The sequence below is a fragment of the Pseudomonas sp. AC255 genome (assembly GCF_979258175.1).
The window spans coordinates 5,235,740-5,253,286 of the sequence record NZ_OZ409841.1 but is presented as its reverse complement, the minus strand read 5'-3'; the positions used below and the strand labels follow the sequence as shown (position 1 = coordinate 5,253,286).

The window sequence follows — 17,547 nt, the reverse complement described above, 5'->3', positions numbered from 1 at the left end:
GTTAAGTTATGGACCGGGCTTACTCTCGCTCATCCACAGGATGATGGCCTGGTAATCCTCGGCACTGCAGTCCATGCACAAACCACGCGGCGGCATCGCCTTGAAACCCTGGGTCACGTGTTGCACCAGCGTCCCCATACCTTTCGCCAACCTCGGCGTCCAAGCTTCCTGATCGCCTCTTGCGGGCGCCATGGGTAGTTGGCCGGAATGACAGGCACCACAAACACGGTTGTACACAGCTTCCGGATCCTGTGTAGCCTGTGCGCTGTAAAGCGGCATCAAGACTCCGGCAGCCAGCAGCCATTTCGTCATAAAACGACCTTTTCAGGGTTGAGAGCGTTCTGCGTTCTAATGCGCAATCAAAGTCTGTCGCTCTCGTGAACTTCATCCTTCGCTGGGACAAAGCACACACAAAATCTGCGGCATTATATACTGGCGTCACTGAAACGGAAGCGACACCGCGTTCCGCGCCCAATCCCGGCGCCGCCCACATCGGAAATCCCATGCAACTCAAGAATCCCATCCTCGGCCTGTGCCAACAGTCCACGTTCATGCTCAGTGCCGCCAAAGTCGATCAATGCCCTGACGACGAAGGCTTCGAAGTGGCGTTTGCCGGTCGTTCCAACGCCGGCAAATCCAGCGCGCTGAACACCCTGACTCACGCCAGCCTGGCGCGCACCTCGAAAACTCCGGGTCGCACACAGCTGTTGAACTTCTTCAAGCTAGACGATGATCGCCGTCTGGTCGACCTGCCGGGCTACGGTTATGCAAAAGTACCGATCCCGCTCAAGCAACACTGGCAGCGCCACCTTGAGGCTTACCTCGGTGGTCGGGAGAGTTTGAAAGGTCTGATTCTGATGATGGACATCCGCCATCCGATGACCGACTTCGACCTGCTGATGCTCGACTGGGCCGTCGCCGCCGGCATGCCGATGCACATCCTGCTGACCAAAGCCGACAAACTCACCTACGGCGCAGCCAAGAACACCCTGCTGAAAGTACAGTCGGAAATCCGCAAGGGCTGGGGCGACTCGATCACCATCCAGTTGTTCTCCGCACCAAAACGCATGGGCCTGGAAGAGGCCTACACCGTATTGGCCGACTGGATGGAACTGGCAGACAAAAACACCGAGGCCGCTGCCGAGTAAATTCAGAATGGGGAAAAATTGATTGTAGTGTGGCCAGGCAAGGCAAAAGTAGCGCTAAAAAGCGGAGTTTAGGGGACCTAAATGAGCATTTTTAGCGATGCTTTTAACGCAGCATGGCCGCGCGACAGCCGATTTTTTGGCAAAAAAAGCCCCGGACTTCATTGGGGAGGGAGAAGTTCCGGGGTTCAAGTTCCGAACCGCTAGGGCGGGGTTCAGATATCTGCCAACACTTAACACAACATAGGAGCATCGAAGGGCTTCACCAGCCATTCAGTACCTCAGAGTGTTCGGTCGACAGATTAGTTCAGATTTTTTTCAAAAAGCTTTGGAATAGCCTCAAGCATTTATCGTTCTAAGCCGGTTTACGGGGCTTGCCGCGACGTCGCGTCGCGGCACCTCTACAAACTCAGTGCGCCTCATCCCAGTTGTTGCCCACGCCAACTTCCACCAGCAGCGGCACATCCAGTTTCGCCGCTTCGCTCATGTGCGTACGAATTTCGGCACTGACCTGCTCGACCAGATCCTCGCGAACCTCCAGCACCAGTTCATCGTGCACCTGCAGGATGACCCGGGCATCCAGCCCCGACGTCGCCAGCCAGTTGTCCACTGCGACCATGGCTTTCTTGATGATATCCGCTGCCGTGCCCTGCATCGGCGCGTTGATCGCTGTGCGTTCTGCAGCGGCGCGTTCCTGCGGCTTGTTCGAGTTGATCTCCGGCAAGTACAGGCGACGACCGAAGAAAGTTTCGACGTAACCCTGATCCGCCGCCTGCGCACGAGTGCGCTCCATGTATTCGCGAACGCCTGGATAACGGGCGAAGTAGGTGTCGATGTAAGCCTTGGCGGTCTTGGTGTCGACGCCGATGTCCTTGCCGAGCTTCTGCGCGCCCATGCCGTAGATCAGACCGAAGTTGATCGCCTTGGCGCTGCGGCGCTGGTCCGAGGTCACTTGATCAAGCTCGACCTTGAATACTTCGGCAGCGGTTGCAGTGTGCACGTCGAGATTGTTGCGAAAGGCGTTCATCAGGCCTTCGTCGCGGGACAGGTGGGCCATGATCCGCAGTTCGATCTGCGAATAGTCCGCCGCCAGTAGTTTGTAGCCCTTCGGCGCGACGAATGCCTGACGAATGCGCCGGCCTTCGGCGGTGCGCACCGGGATGTTCTGCAGGTTCGGATCACTGGAGGACAGGCGTCCGGTCGAAGCCACGGCCTGATGATACGAGGTGTGGATGCGCCCAGTGCGCGGGTTGATCTGTTCAGGCAGGCGATCGGTGTAAGTGCTTTTCAGCTTGCTCATCGAACGGTGCTCCATCAGCACCTTCGGCAAGCGGTGATCGTCTTCGGCGAGTTTCGCCAGCACTTCTTCAGCGGTGGACGGCTGGCCCTTGGCGGTTTTCTTCAGCACCGGCAGGCCGAGCTTTTCATAGAGAATCACGCCCAGCTGCTTCGGCGAGCCGAGGTTGAATTCCTCCCCGGCAATTTCGAAGGCTTCACGCTCCAGCGCGACCATTTTGTTGCCCAGCTCAATGCTCTGAATGCCGAGCAGTTCGGCATCGACGAACGCGCCCTGGCGTTCGATGCGCGCCAATACCGGTACCAGTGGGATTTCGATGTCGGTCAAGACGCTGGCCAGGCTCGGAATCGCGCTGAGCTTGTCGAACAGGATCTGGTGCAGGCGCAGAGTGATGTCGGCGTCTTCGGCGGCATACGGCCCGGCCTGTTCCAGAGCGATCTGGTCGAACGTCAGTTGCTTGGCACCTTTGCCTGCGATGTCCTGGAAGCTCACCGTGGTGTGGTCAAGGTACTTCTGCGCGAGGCTGTCCATGTCGTGACGGGTCGCGGTGGAATTGAGTACGTAGGACTCGAGCATGGTGTCGAAGGCGATGCCGTGCACGCTGATGCCCTGGCTCTGATCGCCGCCAATGGCGCAGTTGGCCAGAATGTTCATGTCGAACTTGGCGTGCTGGCCAACCTTGAGTTTGCTCGGGTCTTCCAGAATCGGCTTGAGTGCGCGCAGCACGGTGTCGCGATCCAGCTGCTCCGGCACGCCGATGTAGGAGTGGGTCAGCGGGATGTACGCAGCTTCGTTGGCCTGTACGGCGAACGACAGACCGACCAGTTGCGCTCGCTGCGCGTCGATGCCGGTGGTTTCGGTGTCGAAGGCGATCAGCTTGGCGTTGCGCAGTTTTTCCAGCCAGACGTCGAAGCGAGCCTGATCGAGGATGGTTTCGTAGGCGGCTTCGGCAGGGGCAGCAGGTGCCTCGGCTTGCGGGGCGCTGAACAGATCATGGGCGGGCGCAGGTTCGGCCGCCGCGCTCAGTTCCAGACGCTTGGCATCGCGATCCAGATCATTGAGCCAGCTCTTGAATTCCAGCAGGGTGTACAGCTCGTAGAGTTTGGCCGGATCTTCCTGACCCATCTGCAGATCGTCGAGGCCGATATCCAGCGGCACGTCGACCTTGATGGTCGCCAGTTGATAGGACAGGAAAGCCATTTCCTTGTGCTCTTCGAGCTTGGCCGGCAGGGTTTTTGCGCCACGGATCGGCAGGGTCGGCACGATGTCGAGGTTGGCGTACAGCTCGGTCAGACCGCCGTTGACGCCGACCAGCAGGCCGGACGCCGTCTTCGGGCCGATCCCCGGAACGCCCGGAATGTTGTCGGAGGAATCGCCCATCAGTGCCAGATAATCGATGATCTGCTCCGGTGCGACGCCGAATTTCTCCTTCACGCCTTCCACATCCATCGAGCTACCGGACATGGTGTTGACCAAGGTAATGTGGCCGTCGACCAGTTGCGCCATGTCCTTGTCACCGGTGGAGATGATCACCGGGCGATCGGCCGCCGCACTGCTGCGGGCGAGGGTGCCGATCACGTCGTCGGCTTCGACGCCGTCCACGCACAGCAGCGGGAAGCCGAGGGCGACCACGCTCTGGTGCAGCGGCTCGATCTGCACGCGCATGTCATCGGGCATGCTCGGCCGGTTGGCCTTGTATTCGGCGTACATCTCATCGCGAAATGTCCCGCCCTTGGCGTCGAACACCACGGCGAAGGGGCTGTCCGGGTACTGCTTGCGCAGACTCTTGAGCATGTTCAGCACGCCTTTGACCGCACCGGTCGGCAGGCCTTTGGACGTGGTCAGTGGTGGCAGTGCATGAAAGGCGCGGTACAGGTAAGACGAACCGTCCACCAGGACGAGGGGGGCTTGGCTCATGAGCAGGATCAACCTTTTCGGCGGGTCCGGCGCTAGAATAGCGGGACCGTTGACGACAAAGGGACAAGGTTATCATGCGTACGTTAAATCGCTTGCTGCTGGTCGGGTTGATCGCTGTTTCACCACTGGCCGCGATTGCGGCGGATGATGCGCCGGGCGGCGACCCCGAGGTCACCATCCGCACGGAGGGCGACAAGACTATTCAGGAGTACCGTCAGAACGGTTTCCTGTATGCGATCAAGGTCACGCCGAAGGGCGCGCCGCCGTACTTTCTGGTGCGCGCCGACGGAACGGATGCCAACTTCATCCGCTCGGACCAGCCGGATATGCTGATCCCGTCATGGAAGATCTTCGAATGGAAGTAGGTTTTAATTCACTTGTGGCGCCGCCGTTGCGGCGCCCGTACTGGCAGTCAAGACATGTCTGTGTTCACTCCCCTGGCTCGGCCCGAGCTGGAAACCTTTCTCGCCCCTTACGGGCTCGGCCGCCTGCTCGATTTCCAGGGGATCGCCGCCGGCAGCGAAAACACCAATTTCTTCATCAGTCTGGAGCAGGGCGAGTTTGTCCTGACCCTGGTCGAACGCGGCCCGGTGCAGGAGATGCCGTTCTTCATCGACCTGCTCGACGTGCTGCACGAAGCCGAACTCCCGGTGCCTTACGCCCTGCGCACCACTGACGGCTTGGCCCTGCGTGAGCTCAAAGGCAAACCGGCGCTGCTGCAACCGCGTCTGTCGGGCAAGCACATCAAGGTCGCCAACGCCCAGCATTGCGCGCAGGTCGGTGAGTTGCAGGCACATCTGCATCTGGCGACTCAGGGCGAGCGCATGATCAAGCGCAAAACCGATCGCGGCCTGGACTGGATGCTGGAGGAGGGCACTGAATTTCTCTCGCACCTGAGCGATGAGCCGCGTGCCTTGCTGCAAAAGGCGCTGGATGAGATTACCGAGCGCAAAGAGAAGATTCTTGCGCTACCTCGGGCCAATATTCACGCCGATCTGTTCCGCGACAACGCCATGTTCGAAGGCACCCATCTGACCGGGTTGATCGACTTCTACAACGCCTGCTCGGGGCCGATGCTGTACGACGTGGCGATCGCGTTGAATGACTGGTGTTCGGACGAGGAGGGCGTGATCGATGGCCCGCGCGCCCGGGCATTCCTCGGTGCCTACGCGGCGCTGCGCCCGTTCACGGCGGCGGAGGCTGAGCTCTGGCCAACGATGTTGCGTGTGGCTTGTGTGCGGTTCTGGCTGTCACGCCTGATCGCCGCCGAGCAGTTCGCCGGGCAGGATGTGTTGATTCACGATCCGCAGGAATTCGAGCAGCGCCTGGCGCAGCGGCAGAAGGTCAATACACCGTTGCCCTTCGCCCTCTGAGTAGATTCGCCAAGCAAACACGAACCTGTGGGAGCGAGCCTGCTCGCGAAGGCGGCGGCCCGTTCAGCATTTTTGCTGACTGACCAACCGCTTTCGCGAGCAGGCTCGCTCCCACAGGGTTTGTGTTGTTACAGCGACTCCAGGCACCCGGCCAGATCATTGCTGAGTTTTTCCAGCACCTGCTCATAGCCCTGAGCCGTCGCCGGCGTATAACCACCCAACGCATCCAGCTCGGCGAGTTTCACCGGCAAACCGGCCACCAGGGTTTCCGCCAGGCGCGGACGCAATGGCGGCTCGCTGAACACACAGGTCTTGCCCACTTCCTGCAAACGCTTGCGCATCGCCGCGACATGCTGGGCGCCGGGCTGTACTTCAGCGGCCACCGCGAACACGCCCGCGTGCTTCAGGCCGTAAGCGTCTTCGAAATAATCAAACGCCTCATGAAACACGAAGTACGGCTTGCCTTCGACATTGGCCAGACGCTTCTTCAAGCGCTGATCCAGCGCATCCAGACGTTCATCGAAGGCTTTGGCATTGCTCTGATAGCGCTGGGCATTGGCCGGGTCGGCGGCGCTGAGGTCGGCGGCCATTTTGTCGGCGATTACCCGCGCATTGACCGGTGACAGCCACAAATGTGCATCCAGCGAGCCGGGGCGATGATCGTGATCATGCTCGTCGGCTTCTTCGGCATGGGAATGGTTGTCCGCGCCAAAATGCCGCAGCTTGAGCCCCGGCAGATCCTGCACGGCGACGCTCGGCAGGCTGCGACCGCCGAGTACGCGCGGCAGGAAACCTTCCATGTCCGGGCCGATCCAGTAGAGCAGATCGACCGACTGCACCTTCCGTACGTCGGATGGGCGCAGGGCGTAATTGTGTGGGGAGGCACCCGGCGGCAGCAGCACCTCGGGAATCGCCACGCCGTCCTGCACGGCAGCGGCAATCAGCTGCAACGGTTTGATGCTGGTGAGCACTTTGACCTCGGCCTGGGCCGTACCGATCAGCAGAAAACTGGCAACACAAGCCACAAAAACAGAAAAAAGTCGGGACACGATAACCACTCAAGGAAGCGAGAACGGGTAACATAATAACGTCTCCAGCAAATCTCGTCGCCGCTCATGCCTATTACACCGATTGCCAGCCGTCCCCACGACCACTCCCATTGCGTGCACAGCGCTCTGTCCGAGGCCGATACCTTGTGCGCGCAGAAAGGTTTGCGTCTGACTGCCCTGCGCCGCCGCGTGCTGGAACTGGTCTGGCAGAGTCACAAGCCGCTGGGTGCCTACGACATCCTTGCGGTGCTCAGCGAGCAGGACGGCCGCCGTGCAGCGCCGCCTACGGTGTACCGCGCACTGGATTTCCTGCTCGAAAACGGCCTGGTCCATCGCATCTCGTCGCTCAACGCCTTCGTTGGCTGCGTGCATCCTGAACACGCGCATCAAGGCCAGTTCCTGATCTGCCGCGAGTGCCACGCCGCTATCGAACTTGAGCAAAAAGTGATCAGCGACGCGATTATTAGCAGCGCCAAGGACGTGGGTTTCATCGTCGAAGCGCAGACGGTCGAAGTGGTTGGTCTGTGCGCCGGTTGCCAGGGGGCCTGATGAGCAACGCGCTGATCCGTCTGGAGCAGGTCGCCGTCACGTTTGCCGGGCAGACCGTGCTGGACAACATCGAGCTGAGCGTCGAGCCGGGGCAGATCGTCACCCTGATCGGCCCCAATGGCGCCGGCAAGACCACGCTGGTACGCGCCGTGCTCGGGCTGTTGAAGCCGAACAGTGGCAGCGTCTGGCGCAAACCGAAACTGCGCGTCGGCTACATGCCGCAGAAGCTGCATGTCGACCCGACGCTACCGCTGTCAGTGCTGCGCTTCCTGCGCCTGGTGCCTGGCGTCGATCGTTCGCGTGCCTTGGCCGCGTTGAAGGAAGTCGGCGCCGAACACGTGATCGACAGCCCGGTGCAGAGCGTTTCCGGCGGCGAAATGCAGCGTGTGCTGTTGGCTCGGGCACTGCTGCGTGAGCCGGAACTGTTGGTGCTGGATGAACCGGTGCAGGGCGTCGACGTGGCCGGGCAGGCCGAGCTGTACAGCCTGATCACCCGTCTGCGCGACCGCCACGGTTGCGGCGTGCTGATGGTGTCCCACGATTTGCATCTGGTGATGAGCACCACCGATCAGGTGGTCTGCCTCAATCGTCACGTCTGCTGCTCCGGGCATCCCGAGCAGGTCAGCGGCGATCCGGCATTTGTCGAGTTGTTCGGCAAGAACGCGCCGAGTCTGGCGATCTATCACCACCATCACGACCACGCCCACGACCTGCACGGTTCGGTGGTCAAAGGCCCGCTCGGCGGGCAACCTCATGTTCATGGAGACGGCTGCAAGCATGGCTGATTTTCTTTTGTACGCCCTGCTTGCAGGTCTGGCCCTGGCACTGGTGGCCGGACCGCTCGGCTCGTTTGTGGTGTGGCGGCGCATGGCCTATTTCGGCGATACCCTGTCCCACGCCGCATTGCTCGGCGTGGCACTGGGCTTTTTGCTGGACGTCAGCCCGACGGTGGCGGTGACGGTCGGTTGCCTGCTGCTGGCGGTGCTCTTGGTGACGCTGCAACAGCGTCAGCCACTGGCGTCCGACACACTATTGGGAATTCTTGCGCCGAGCACCCTCTCTCTCGGCCTGGTGGTACTAAGCTTCATGCATGAAGTGCGGATCGACCTGATGGCCTATCTGTTCGGCGACTTGCTGGCAATCAGTCCGAGCGATCTTGCGTGGATTCTCGGTGGCACCGCGGCGGTGCTGGTGTTGCTGGTGACGCTGTGGCGACCGCTGCTGGCGATCACCGTGCACGAAGAACTGGCGCGGGTCGAAGGCTTGCCGGTTGCGGGTTTGCGCTTGGCGCTGATGCTGTTGATCGCGGTGGTGATCGCCGTGGCGATGAAAATCGTCGGGGTGTTGCTGATTACATCGCTACTGATCATCCCGGCGGCTGCGGCACAGCGTCACGCCCGTTCGCCGGAGCAGATGGCCTTGGGCGCGAGCCTGCTGGGCATGCTCGCGGTGTGCGGCGGGCTGGCGTTGTCGTGGTTCAAGGACACCCCGGCGGGGCCGTCTATCGTTGTGACGGCAGCCGCGCTGTTTCTGTTGAGTTTTGTTCTGCCCCGTCGTGGGGTGTAGACTTGGCCGCTTTTTGCGCAATTAGAGAGTCGCAGGAATGAAGCCGTTCGCCTCCCGTTATCTGCTCCTTGTCGCATTTTCAGTGCTGCTGGGCGCCTGCCAAAGCACGCCGCCGGTGGCTGAAGTCCCCGATGCGCGGGCTACGGCCATCGCGCAGCTGGAGCAAAGCCTGGCCAGCAGCGAACTGGCCACCGCCGAAGACCAGTTGGCCGCCTTGCAGGCCGCAACCCCCAACGATCAATCCCTTGAGCAGTACCAGCGGCAGCTGGCCGAGGCGTACCTGCGCCGCAGCCAGATCGTTCTGCAAAAGGGCGATGTCAACGCTGCCGCCACCGCGCTCAGCCGCGCCCGTGCTCTGATGCCCAAGGCGCCAGCGCTGACCGGCGGCGTCAACGGCGCGATCACCGAAGCGCGCAAGGCCGAGCTGGAAAAGGCCGAGGCCGCGTTGCTGGCTGCCGAAGCCAGGCCGAAAGCCAAGGTCATCGACCCGACCGCCGAGAGCACCACTGTTGCGTTGAACATCGGTGATATTCACAAGCTGCAACGACAACTCGATGCGATCGCCGCCGATGTGGTGAATTACGAATGCGCCGTCAGCATTCAGGCGCCGCGCACCGCGGATTATCCGTGGCTGGCGACGTTGCTGAGCAAGCGAGTAAAGAAGCTCGATCCTGATTTTGATTTGCAGATCGAGAAGCAGATCTTGCGCACGGTTCCGGCGCAGATGGTTTTAAGTCCGCGCAAGCCATAAAAAGCTTCGCGAGCAGGCTCGCTCCCACAGGAGCAACAGCGTACCTGTGGGAGCGAGCCTGCTCGCGAAAGCGTCCTCTCAGCCAATAAAGATCTTAAGCCGGAATAGCCTTGGCCTTAGGCTCCCGCGCCCAGACCCGATGCTCGCCGATCGCGGCGAAAAACGGTTTGGTCAACGCCCCTACATCCGCGCCCTGCAACAACCCCGCATCCGCGTCGAGCTTCAACAAGTCCTGCAACTGCTTGGCCTCGCCGTGCAGCGCGATCGCCTTCAGGTGCTTGTAGGCTTCGAGCAGGTAGTGCAACGCCACGCCGTCACCGCTCAACGCGGTAATCGACGCCGCGCCACCCGGTACGAACACCGCATCGAACGCAATTGAAGGCATGCCTTCCATCGACGCATCCACCGGCAATGCCTTGCCGTCAGCGGTCTTCACTGGCGCCGAGGTCGGGCCGAGCAGTTTCGCGTGGGCGCCTTCGGCTTCAAGTGCTTTCTTCATCGCATCGATGGCTGCAGCATCAACGCCGTTGGCCGCGAGAATCGCCACTTTGCGCGTCTTGATGTTGCCTGGCAGCAGGTTGGCCTGGCTCAGCGCTGGCGATTGCTCCAGCGAGGTCTTGCGCACTTCGACCGTGCCTTTGGCGGGTGCCGGCAAACCAAGGTTTTCAGCCACACGTTTGGCCAGGGTCAGGTCGATATTGGCGAGGATCTCGTTCACTTCACGGGCACGGATGAACTCACGTTCGACCTTGCCCAGCTCGAAGCTGTAGGCAGCGATGATGTGCTCTTTCTCGTGGTCGCTCATGCTGTTGAAGAACAAGCGGGCCTGGGAGAAGTGATCGCTGAACGATTCGCTGCGCTGACGGATCTTCGCCGCATCGATGCGCTCCGGGTAGCTCTCGAAACCACCGTCCTGTGCCGCTGGCGGGGTTTCTTTTGGCCAACCGCCGTCGATCGAGTTCGGCTCGTACGAGGCACGCCCCTTGTCGATGGTGCTGCGGTGTTGCGCGTCGCGCTGGCCGTTGTGGAATGGCGCCACCGGACGGTTGATCGGCAACTCATGGAAGTTCGGCCCGCCGAGTCGGCTGATCTGCGTGTCGGTATAGGAAAACAGCCGACCTTGCAGCAACGGATCATTGGAGAAGTCGATACCCGGCACGATGTGGCCAGGGCAGAAGGCGACCTGCTCGGTTTCGGCGAAGAAGTTGTCCGGGTTGCGGTTCAGGGTCATTTTGCCCAGCGGCGTAATCGGGACGATTTCTTCTGGAATGATCTTGGTCGGGTCGAGGATGTCGAAGTCGAAATCGTGTTCGTTCTCTTCTTCGACGATCTGTACGCCCAGTTCCCATTCCGGGTAATCGCCCATCTCGATCGCTTCCCACAGGTCGCGGCGGTGGTAGTCGGTGTCCTTACCGGCGAGCTTCTGCGCCTCGTCCCACACCAGCGAGCAGGTGCCGGCGGTAGGGCGCCAGTGGAATTTGACGAAGCGTGATTTGCCCTCGGCGTTGATCAGGCGGAAGGTGTGTACGCCAAAGCCCTGCATGCTGCGCAGGCTTTTCGGGATGGCCCGGTCGGACATCGCCCAGATGACCATGTGCGCCGATTCCGGCACCAGCGAGACGAAGTCCCAGAACGTGTCGTGAGCCGAGCCGCCGGTCGGGATTTCGTTGTGCGGCTCGGGCTTCACCGCGTGGACGAAGTCCGGGAACTTGATCGCGTCCTGAATGAAGAACACCGGCATGTTGTTGCCGACCAGATCGAAGTTACCCTCGTCGGTAAAGAATTTCACCGCAAAGCCACGCACGTCACGCACGGTATCGCCGGAGCCACGTGGCCCCTGCACCGTAGAAAAACGCACGAACACCGGGGTTTTCTTGCCCGGATCCTGTAGGAAACCGGCCTTGGTCAGTGCTGCATGGTTCTCGTAGGTCTGAAAAAAACCGTGGGCGCCGGTACCGCGCGCATGGACGATACGCTCCGGAATGCGCTCATGGTCAAAGTGCGTGATCTTTTCACGCATGATGAAGTCTTCCAGCAGCGAAGGCCCGCGCGGCCCGGCTTTGAGGGTGTTCTGGTTGTCGGCGATCTTCACGCCCTGATTGGTCCGCAGTGCCTGACCGGTGGCGTCGGAACGGAATTCTTCCAGGCTGTCGAGCTTGGCGTTGGTGTTGGCGCGATCCGGGGTATCGGTCCCGGCCATTTCGCTTTTATCAGGTGCAGGCTTTTTGATGCTCATCAGACGTAAACTCCTCGTTTGGCCCCGGATGCCTTCCGAAGACCCTTGAGTGATTCCCGGGCACGGCACCCAGGGGTTTCAAGTCGCTTAAGTAGTGACTGATGAGCGTCTCAGCCGTTCCGTTTATCTGACCTTTGATCGCGTTATTGCCAAATTGAAGGTTAATTGCGAAATAAATGCTAAGAACCTCTATACGGACAGGCTAAAATGCGCGCCCGGCTAACCGCTGATCCTTTTCCAACGCGCCCCACAAGGTTCGCTACGTGATCGAGTTTCAAAACGTCCACAAGACTTACCGCGTTGCCGGTAAGGATATTCCCGCGCTGCACCCGACCAGTCTCGCCATCGAGAACGGCCAGGTGTTCGGCCTGATTGGCCATTCCGGTGCGGGCAAAAGTACCCTGCTGCGTCTGATCAATCGCCTGGAAGACTCCAGTGGCGGCAAGATCATCGTCGACGGCGAAGAAGTCACTGCACTGGACGCCAACGGCTTGCGCCGTTTCCGCCAGCAGGTCGGGATGATCTTCCAGCACTTCAACCTGCTCGCCTCCAAGACTGTCGCCGACAACGTGGCCCTGCCGCTGACCCTGGCCGGTGAGCTGTCGAGCAGTGAAATCAATCAACGGGTGGCCGAGCTGCTGGCGCGGGTCGGTTTGTCCGACCACGCGAAAAAGTACCCGGCGCAACTGTCCGGCGGTCAGAAGCAGCGCGTCGGCATCGCTCGTGCGCTGGCGACCAAGCCGAAGATTCTGCTGTGCGACGAGGCCACCAGCGCCCTCGACCCGCAGACCACCGCATCGGTCCTGCAACTGCTGGCAGAAATCAATCGCGAACTGAAACTGACCATTGTCCTGATCACCCACGAGATGGACGTGATCCGGCGCGTCTGCGATCAGGTCGCGGTGATGGACGCTGGCGTGATCGTCGAGCAGGGGCCGGTGGCCGATGTGTTCCTGCATCCGCAGCACCCGACCACCAAGCGTTTCGTGCAGGAAAGCGAGCAGATTGACGAGAGCGAGCAGCGTGACGATTTCGCCCACGTGCCCGGGCGCATCGTGCGTCTGACCTTCCAGGGCGAGGCGACCTATGCGCCGTTGCTCGGCACCGTCGCCCGGGAAACCGGCGTCGACTACAGCATCCTTGCCGGTCGCATCGACCGCATCAAAGACATTCCGTACGGGCAACTGACCCTCGCTGTCACCGGTGGCGACATGGAGGCGGCGTTTGCCCGCTTCACCGCCGCTGACGTTCACATGGAGGTGTTGCGCTAATGGCTGACCTGATGAGTTTCTTCGCCAATATCGACTGGTACGAAATCTGGCTGGCGACTGGCGACACCATGCTGATGCTCGGCGGTTCGCTGCTGTTCACCGTGCTGCTCGGCCTGCCGCTGGGGGTGCTGCTGTTTCTCTGCAGCCCGCGTCAGTTGCTGGAGAACCGTGGCCTCTACGCCGTGCTGTCGCTGGTGGTGAACATCTTGCGTTCGCTGCCGTTCATTATTCTGCTGATTGTGATGATCCCGTTCACCGTGCTGATCACCGGCACCTCGCTGGGTGTGGCCGGGGCGATCCCGCCGCTGGTGGTGGGCGCCACGCCGTTCTTCGCGCGTCTGGTGGAAACCGCGCTGCGCGAAGTCGATCGCGGCATCATCGAAGCGACCCAGTCGATGGGCGCGACCACGCGGCAGATCATCATGAACGCCCTGCTGCCGGAAGCCCGTCCGGGCATCTTCGCAGCGATTACGGTGACAGCGATTACACTGGTGTCCTACACGGCGATGGCCGGTGTGGTCGGCGCCGGTGGTCTGGGCGACCTGGCGATCCGTTTCGGCTACCAGCGTTTCCAGACCGACGTGATGATCGTCACCGTGGTGCTGCTGTTGATTCTGGTGCAAGTGCTGCAAATGGTTGGCGACCGCCTGGTCGTGCATTTCTCGCGCAAATAAGCGGTTTTTTAATCAAGAGGCGCCGGCCATTCGCTGGCGGGCGCCCTCACAAGGAGTTAGCTGAATGAAAAAACTGATCGCTGCTTTCGCCGCTGTTGCGGCGTTTTCGGCCCACGCCGAGACCCTGACCGTTGCCGCTACTCCGGTGCCGCACGCGGAAATCCTCGAGTTCGTCAAACCGGCCCTGGCCAAGGAAGGCGTGGATCTGAAGGTCAAGGTCTTCACCGACTACATTCAGCCGAACGTACAGGTCGCGGAAAAGCGTCTGGACGCGAACTTCTTCCAGCACCAGCCGTATCTTGATGAATTCAACAAGGCCAAGGGCACTGATCTTGTAGCCGTGACCGGTGTGCATCTGGAGCCGTTGGGCGCTTATTCGAGCAAGATCAAGGATCTGAAAGACCTGCCCGGCGGTGCCAACGTGGTGATCCCGAACGACGCCACCAACGGCGGCCGCGCGCTGTTGCTGCTGGACAAGGCTGGCGTGATCAAGCTCAAGGATTCGAAGAACATCCTGTCGACCGTCAAAGACATCGCCGAGAATCCGAAAGACCTGAAGATCCGTGAACTGGAAGCCGCGACCATCCCGCGCGTGCTGACTCAGGTCGATCTGGCGCTGATCAACACCAACTACGCGCTGGAAGCCAAGCTTGATCCGTCCAAGGATGCGCTGGTGATCGAAGGCAACGACTCGCCGTACGTGAACATCCTCGTGTCCCGCCCGGACAACAAGGACAGCGACGCGATGAAGAAACTGGCGGCTGCGCTGCACAGCCCGCAAGTGAAGCAGTTCATTACCGAGAAGTACAAAGGCGCGGTATTGCCGGCGTTCTGATTTGGATGGCTGCAATGAAAAAGGGGACGCCAATGGCGTCCCCTTTTTTGTGTCTGGTGTCTGGCTTTGGACCTGCTGTGAAGCTGCCCCTCACCCCAGCCCTCTCCCAGAGGGAGAGGGGGCCGACCGAGGTGTCTGGCGCTATGCATCGACCTGAAAGATCCAGTCGATTATGGATTCAGCACAGCGCTTACAAGTCGGCGTATTGCTTCAGCATCCCCCAATCAGTCCCCTCTCCCTCTGGGAGAGGGTTAGGGTGAGGGGCTTTTCGCTTTCTGCGTTTATTTGCGGTTGAGCATCACCGGCAATTGCGCCACCAGTTTGGTGTTATTCAACGGCGCCCGAATAAACCCACGCTGCGTACCATCCGGCCCGATCACCGCCAGATTGCCGCTATGGTCCACCGTGTAATTCGGCTTGCTGGTATCAGCCGGAATGAACGGAATGCTCACCGCATTCGCCACCTTCTGCAGCTCTTCGATAGATGAAGGCGTCAGGCCAATGAACTGCGGATCGAAGTAGCCCAGATACTGCTTCAACTGCTTCGGCGTATCGCGGTTGGGGTCCACGCTGACCAGTACGATCTGCAACTTGTCCACAGCCTCTTTCGGCAGTTCACTCTTGATCTGTCGCAGTTGCGCCAGGGTGGTCGGGCAGATGTCCGGGCAGAAGGTGTAGCCGAAGAACAACAGACTCCACTTGCCTTTCAACTCATCGATGGCAACCGGTTTGCCGTCCTGATCGGTCATGGTCACGTCCGGCAGGTTGCGGCTCTGCGGCAGCAGAATGATCCCGGCGTCGATCAGCGCAGTCGGATCGCCCTGGCCTTTGCCGTTCAGCACTTTATTCACGGTAAGCCCGAGGATCAGCGCGATCACGGCGACGAGGATGAAGACGGTTTTCTGGGTTCGGGTCATAGGTTCAACAGTAAGTAGTGGTCTACGAGCAGGGCGATGAACAACAGGAACAAGTAATAAATAGAGTACTTGAAGGTATTGATCGCCGCGTGCGGCCGAGTGCCACGGTACAGCACCACGGCCCATTGCAGAAACCTTGCGCCCAACGCCAGCGCACAGACCAGATACAACATGCCGCTCATGTGAATCACGTACGGCAGCAGACTCACCGCCAGCAGCGCGAAGGTGTAGAGCAGAATGTGTACTTTGGTGTAGTGCTCGCCATGGGTCACCGGCAGCATCGGAATGTCGGCCTTGGCGTATTCCTCCTTGCGATGAATCGCCAGCGCCCAGAAATGCGGCGGGGTCCAGGCGAAGATGATCAGCACCAGCAACAGCGGTTCGGCGCTGACATGACCGGTGGCGGCGGTCCAGCCGAGCAGCGGTGGCGCGGCGCCAGCGAGGCCGCCGATGACGATGTTCTGCGGCGTCGCACGCTTGAGAAAACCGGTGTAGACCACCGCGTAACCGAGCAGCGAGGCGAGGGTCAGCCACGCGGTCAGCTGATTGGTGAAAGTCAGCAGCAGCGCCTGACCGAGCAGCGCCAGCACCAAAGCGAAGGTCAGCGCCGCCGCAGGTGAAACCCGGCCTTCGGCCAAGGGACGTTTGTGCGTGCGCGCCATTACCGCATCGATACGCCGATCGACCACATGATTGACCGCCGCCGCACCGCCGGCACACAACGCAATGCCCAGATTGCCAAACACCAGCACTGTCCACGGTACGCCCGCGCGGGTGGCGAGGAACATGCCGACCAGCGAGGTGATCAGCATCAGCACCACGACTTTCGGTTTGGTCAGCTCCAGATAATCGCGCCACAGCGCTTGCGCCGCACGCTCGCCGATCAGACTCGCCATGGCGTTTCTCCTTTCAATGCGATGGGCGCAACGGCAGGTTTGTGCGCACTCAAGCGCCAGCGCGCCAGCACCGGTTGGCTCACCCGCAGCAGGCTGGTGCGGGCGTGATAATTGACCAGCACCAGAGTCAGCAACAGCGCCGCACCGCCAGCGTTATGGGCGACGGCCACCGGCAGCGGCAGATGAAACAGCACGTTGCTGATGCCGAGGGTGATCTGCGCCGCAAGGGCGATCAGCAGCAAACCGGCCAGTCGGGTCATGCCCACCACTTTCAACTGCCAGGCCAGACCGAGCAGTACGACCGTCACCAGCAAAGCGCCGATGCGGTGAGTCAGGTGAATCGCCGTGCGTGCATCGCTATCGAGTTGTCCGCCGAGATAATTCGGGCCGATGTGCTGGGTCAGGTGGAAACCGTTGGCGAAGTCCGCCGGCGGCAGCCATTGGCCGTGGCAGGTGGGGAAGTCGATGCAGGCCACCGCTGCGTAGTTGGAACTGACCCAGCCGCCCAAGGCGATCTGGCCGATCACCAGCAGCAGCCCCGCCGTCGCCCAATATTGCAGGCGCTTCGGTACCGTCAGCGCCGGCAGCACGCCGGATAACCTCAGCGTCAACAGAAACAGCAGACTCAACGTGGCAAAGCCGCCGAGCAAATGTCCGGTGACCACTTGTGGCCAGAGCTTGAGCGTCACCGTCCACATACCGAACGCCGCTTGGGCGATGACCACCGCCAGCAGAAACAGCGGCAGTTTCAGCGGCTGGCCCGGATGGCGCCGGTTGACCCACGCGCGCCCGGCCAGCACTGAAATCAGCAAACCGAGGGTGCCGGCGAAGTAGCGGTGAATCATCTCGTTCCAGCCCTTGTGCGCCTCCACTGGCGCGTCAGGGAAGTGCAGTTCGGCATGGGCCAGTTGCGCTTCGCTTTTCGGCACGCTGATAAAGCCGTAGCAGCCTGGCCAGTCCGGGCAGCCGAGGCCGGCATGGGTCAGGCGGGTGTAGGCGCCGAGCAGCACTACAATCAGTGCCAGCAGGGTGGCAAACAGCGCGAGGCGAAATCCAGGTTTGGCCATGACG

Annotated in this window: 17 protein-coding genes; 10 read left to right on the top strand and 7 right to left on the bottom strand. The window is 60.9% G+C overall.

The window, feature by feature from the left end:
* Nucleotides 1-6: 6 nt before the first annotated feature.
* Nucleotides 7-312 carry a c-type cytochrome gene (locus ACZZ0K_RS23630; RefSeq protein WP_016772347.1) on the bottom strand — a complete coding sequence of 102 codons (306 nt, stop codon included), beginning with the start codon at nucleotides 310-312 and terminating at the stop codon, nucleotides 7-9.
* Nucleotides 313-503: 191 nt separating this feature from the next.
* Here ACZZ0K_RS23630 and yihA point away from each other — a divergent pair, with 191 nt between their 5' ends.
* A complete protein-coding gene (yihA, locus tag ACZZ0K_RS23625) occupies nucleotides 504-1,148 on the top strand; it encodes a ribosome biogenesis GTP-binding protein YihA/YsxC (protein WP_056791221.1) in 645 nt (214 codons plus the stop codon).
* Between the two features lie 406 nt (nucleotides 1,149-1,554).
* On the opposite strand, the gene polA is transcribed toward yihA, so the two are convergent.
* On the bottom strand, nucleotides 1,555-4,359 hold the full coding sequence (polA, locus tag ACZZ0K_RS23620) for a DNA polymerase I (protein ID WP_258707406.1): 2,805 nt from the start codon (nucleotides 4,357-4,359) through the stop codon (nucleotides 1,555-1,557).
* Between the two features lie 74 nt (nucleotides 4,360-4,433).
* On the opposite strand from polA, the gene ACZZ0K_RS23615 reads away from it, so the two are divergent.
* Together ACZZ0K_RS23615 and ACZZ0K_RS23610 are read left to right on the top strand one after the other, a co-directional pair.
* Nucleotides 4,434-4,724, top strand: coding sequence for a DUF2782 domain-containing protein (locus ACZZ0K_RS23615; RefSeq protein WP_041476480.1), 291 nt, complete (start codon nucleotides 4,434-4,436; stop codon nucleotides 4,722-4,724).
* 54 nt (nucleotides 4,725-4,778) lie between these two features.
* The gene (locus tag ACZZ0K_RS23610; RefSeq protein WP_095182294.1) at nucleotides 4,779-5,732 is read left to right on the top strand and encodes a homoserine kinase; all 954 of its coding nucleotides are present in this window, start codon (nucleotides 4,779-4,781) and stop codon (nucleotides 5,730-5,732) included.
* A 128-nt stretch (nucleotides 5,733-5,860) separates the two neighbouring features.
* Here ACZZ0K_RS23610 and ACZZ0K_RS23605 read toward each other — a convergent pair whose 3' ends face one another.
* Nucleotides 5,861-6,781, bottom strand: a complete 921-nt coding sequence (locus tag ACZZ0K_RS23605; protein ID WP_236167891.1) for a zinc ABC transporter substrate-binding protein — start codon at nucleotides 6,779-6,781, stop codon at nucleotides 5,861-5,863.
* A gap of 66 nt (nucleotides 6,782-6,847) precedes the next feature.
* On the opposite strand from ACZZ0K_RS23605, the gene ACZZ0K_RS23600 reads away from it, so the two are divergent.
* From ACZZ0K_RS23600 to ACZZ0K_RS23585, 4 genes are read left to right on the top strand one after another with little or no spacing between them, the layout of a single operon-like run.
* A complete protein-coding gene (locus ACZZ0K_RS23600) occupies nucleotides 6,848-7,330 on the top strand; it encodes a Fur family transcriptional regulator (RefSeq protein WP_024014990.1) in 483 nt (160 codons plus the stop codon).
* Nucleotides 7,330-8,115, top strand: a complete 786-nt coding sequence (gene znuC, locus ACZZ0K_RS23595; protein WP_024014991.1) for a zinc ABC transporter ATP-binding protein ZnuC — start codon at nucleotides 7,330-7,332, stop codon at nucleotides 8,113-8,115. The genes ACZZ0K_RS23600 and znuC overlap by 1 nt, the downstream gene beginning before the upstream one ends.
* On the top strand, nucleotides 8,108-8,896 hold the full coding sequence (znuB, locus tag ACZZ0K_RS23590; RefSeq protein ID WP_150637310.1) for a zinc ABC transporter permease subunit ZnuB: 789 nt from the start codon (nucleotides 8,108-8,110) through the stop codon (nucleotides 8,894-8,896). Before znuC ends, znuB begins: the two co-directional genes overlap by 8 nt.
* A 37-nt stretch (nucleotides 8,897-8,933) precedes the next feature.
* Nucleotides 8,934-9,647 (top strand): PA5502 family lipoprotein, encoded by a 714-nt coding sequence (locus tag ACZZ0K_RS23585; RefSeq protein ID WP_016772339.1) that lies wholly within the window; start codon nucleotides 8,934-8,936, stop codon nucleotides 9,645-9,647.
* 94 nt (nucleotides 9,648-9,741) lie between these two features.
* On the opposite strand, the gene katE is transcribed toward ACZZ0K_RS23585, so the two are convergent.
* Nucleotides 9,742-11,883, bottom strand: coding sequence for a catalase HPII (gene katE / locus ACZZ0K_RS23580; protein ID WP_252885092.1), 2,142 nt, complete (start codon nucleotides 11,881-11,883; stop codon nucleotides 9,742-9,744).
* Between the two features lie 263 nt (nucleotides 11,884-12,146).
* Here katE and ACZZ0K_RS23575 point away from each other — a divergent pair, with 263 nt between their 5' ends.
* From ACZZ0K_RS23575 to ACZZ0K_RS23565, 3 genes are all read left to right on the top strand, one after another.
* Nucleotides 12,147-13,154 carry a methionine ABC transporter ATP-binding protein gene (locus ACZZ0K_RS23575; protein WP_016772338.1) on the top strand — a complete coding sequence of 336 codons (1,008 nt, stop codon included), beginning with the start codon at nucleotides 12,147-12,149 and terminating at the stop codon, nucleotides 13,152-13,154.
* Nucleotides 13,154-13,828, top strand: a complete 675-nt coding sequence (locus ACZZ0K_RS23570) for a methionine ABC transporter permease (protein WP_016772337.1) — start codon at nucleotides 13,154-13,156, stop codon at nucleotides 13,826-13,828. Before ACZZ0K_RS23575 ends, ACZZ0K_RS23570 begins: the two co-directional genes overlap by 1 nt.
* Nucleotides 13,829-13,892: 64 nt before the next feature.
* Complete coding sequence (locus ACZZ0K_RS23565; protein ID WP_252879183.1) at nucleotides 13,893-14,663, top strand: MetQ/NlpA family ABC transporter substrate-binding protein; 771 nt, start codon at nucleotides 13,893-13,895, stop codon at nucleotides 14,661-14,663.
* Nucleotides 14,664-14,944: 281 nt separating this feature from the next.
* Here the strand turns inward: ACZZ0K_RS23565 and ACZZ0K_RS23560 are convergent, their stop codons facing one another.
* Genes ACZZ0K_RS23560 through ACZZ0K_RS23550 form a run of 3 tightly spaced genes read right to left on the bottom strand, consistent with a single transcriptional unit; the run spans nucleotide 14,945 to nucleotide 17,543 of the window.
* A complete protein-coding gene (locus ACZZ0K_RS23560) occupies nucleotides 14,945-15,580 on the bottom strand; it encodes an SCO family protein (protein WP_122748192.1) in 636 nt (211 codons plus the stop codon).
* Nucleotides 15,577-16,476, bottom strand: coding sequence for a heme o synthase (cyoE, locus tag ACZZ0K_RS23555; protein ID WP_095182288.1), 900 nt, complete (start codon nucleotides 16,474-16,476; stop codon nucleotides 15,577-15,579). The genes ACZZ0K_RS23560 and cyoE overlap by 4 nt, the downstream gene beginning before the upstream one ends.
* A complete protein-coding gene (locus ACZZ0K_RS23550; protein ID WP_056791248.1) occupies nucleotides 16,464-17,543 on the bottom strand; it encodes a COX15/CtaA family protein in 1,080 nt (359 codons plus the stop codon). The genes cyoE and ACZZ0K_RS23550 overlap by 13 nt, the downstream gene beginning before the upstream one ends.
* Nucleotides 17,544-17,547: the final 4 nt, after the last annotated feature.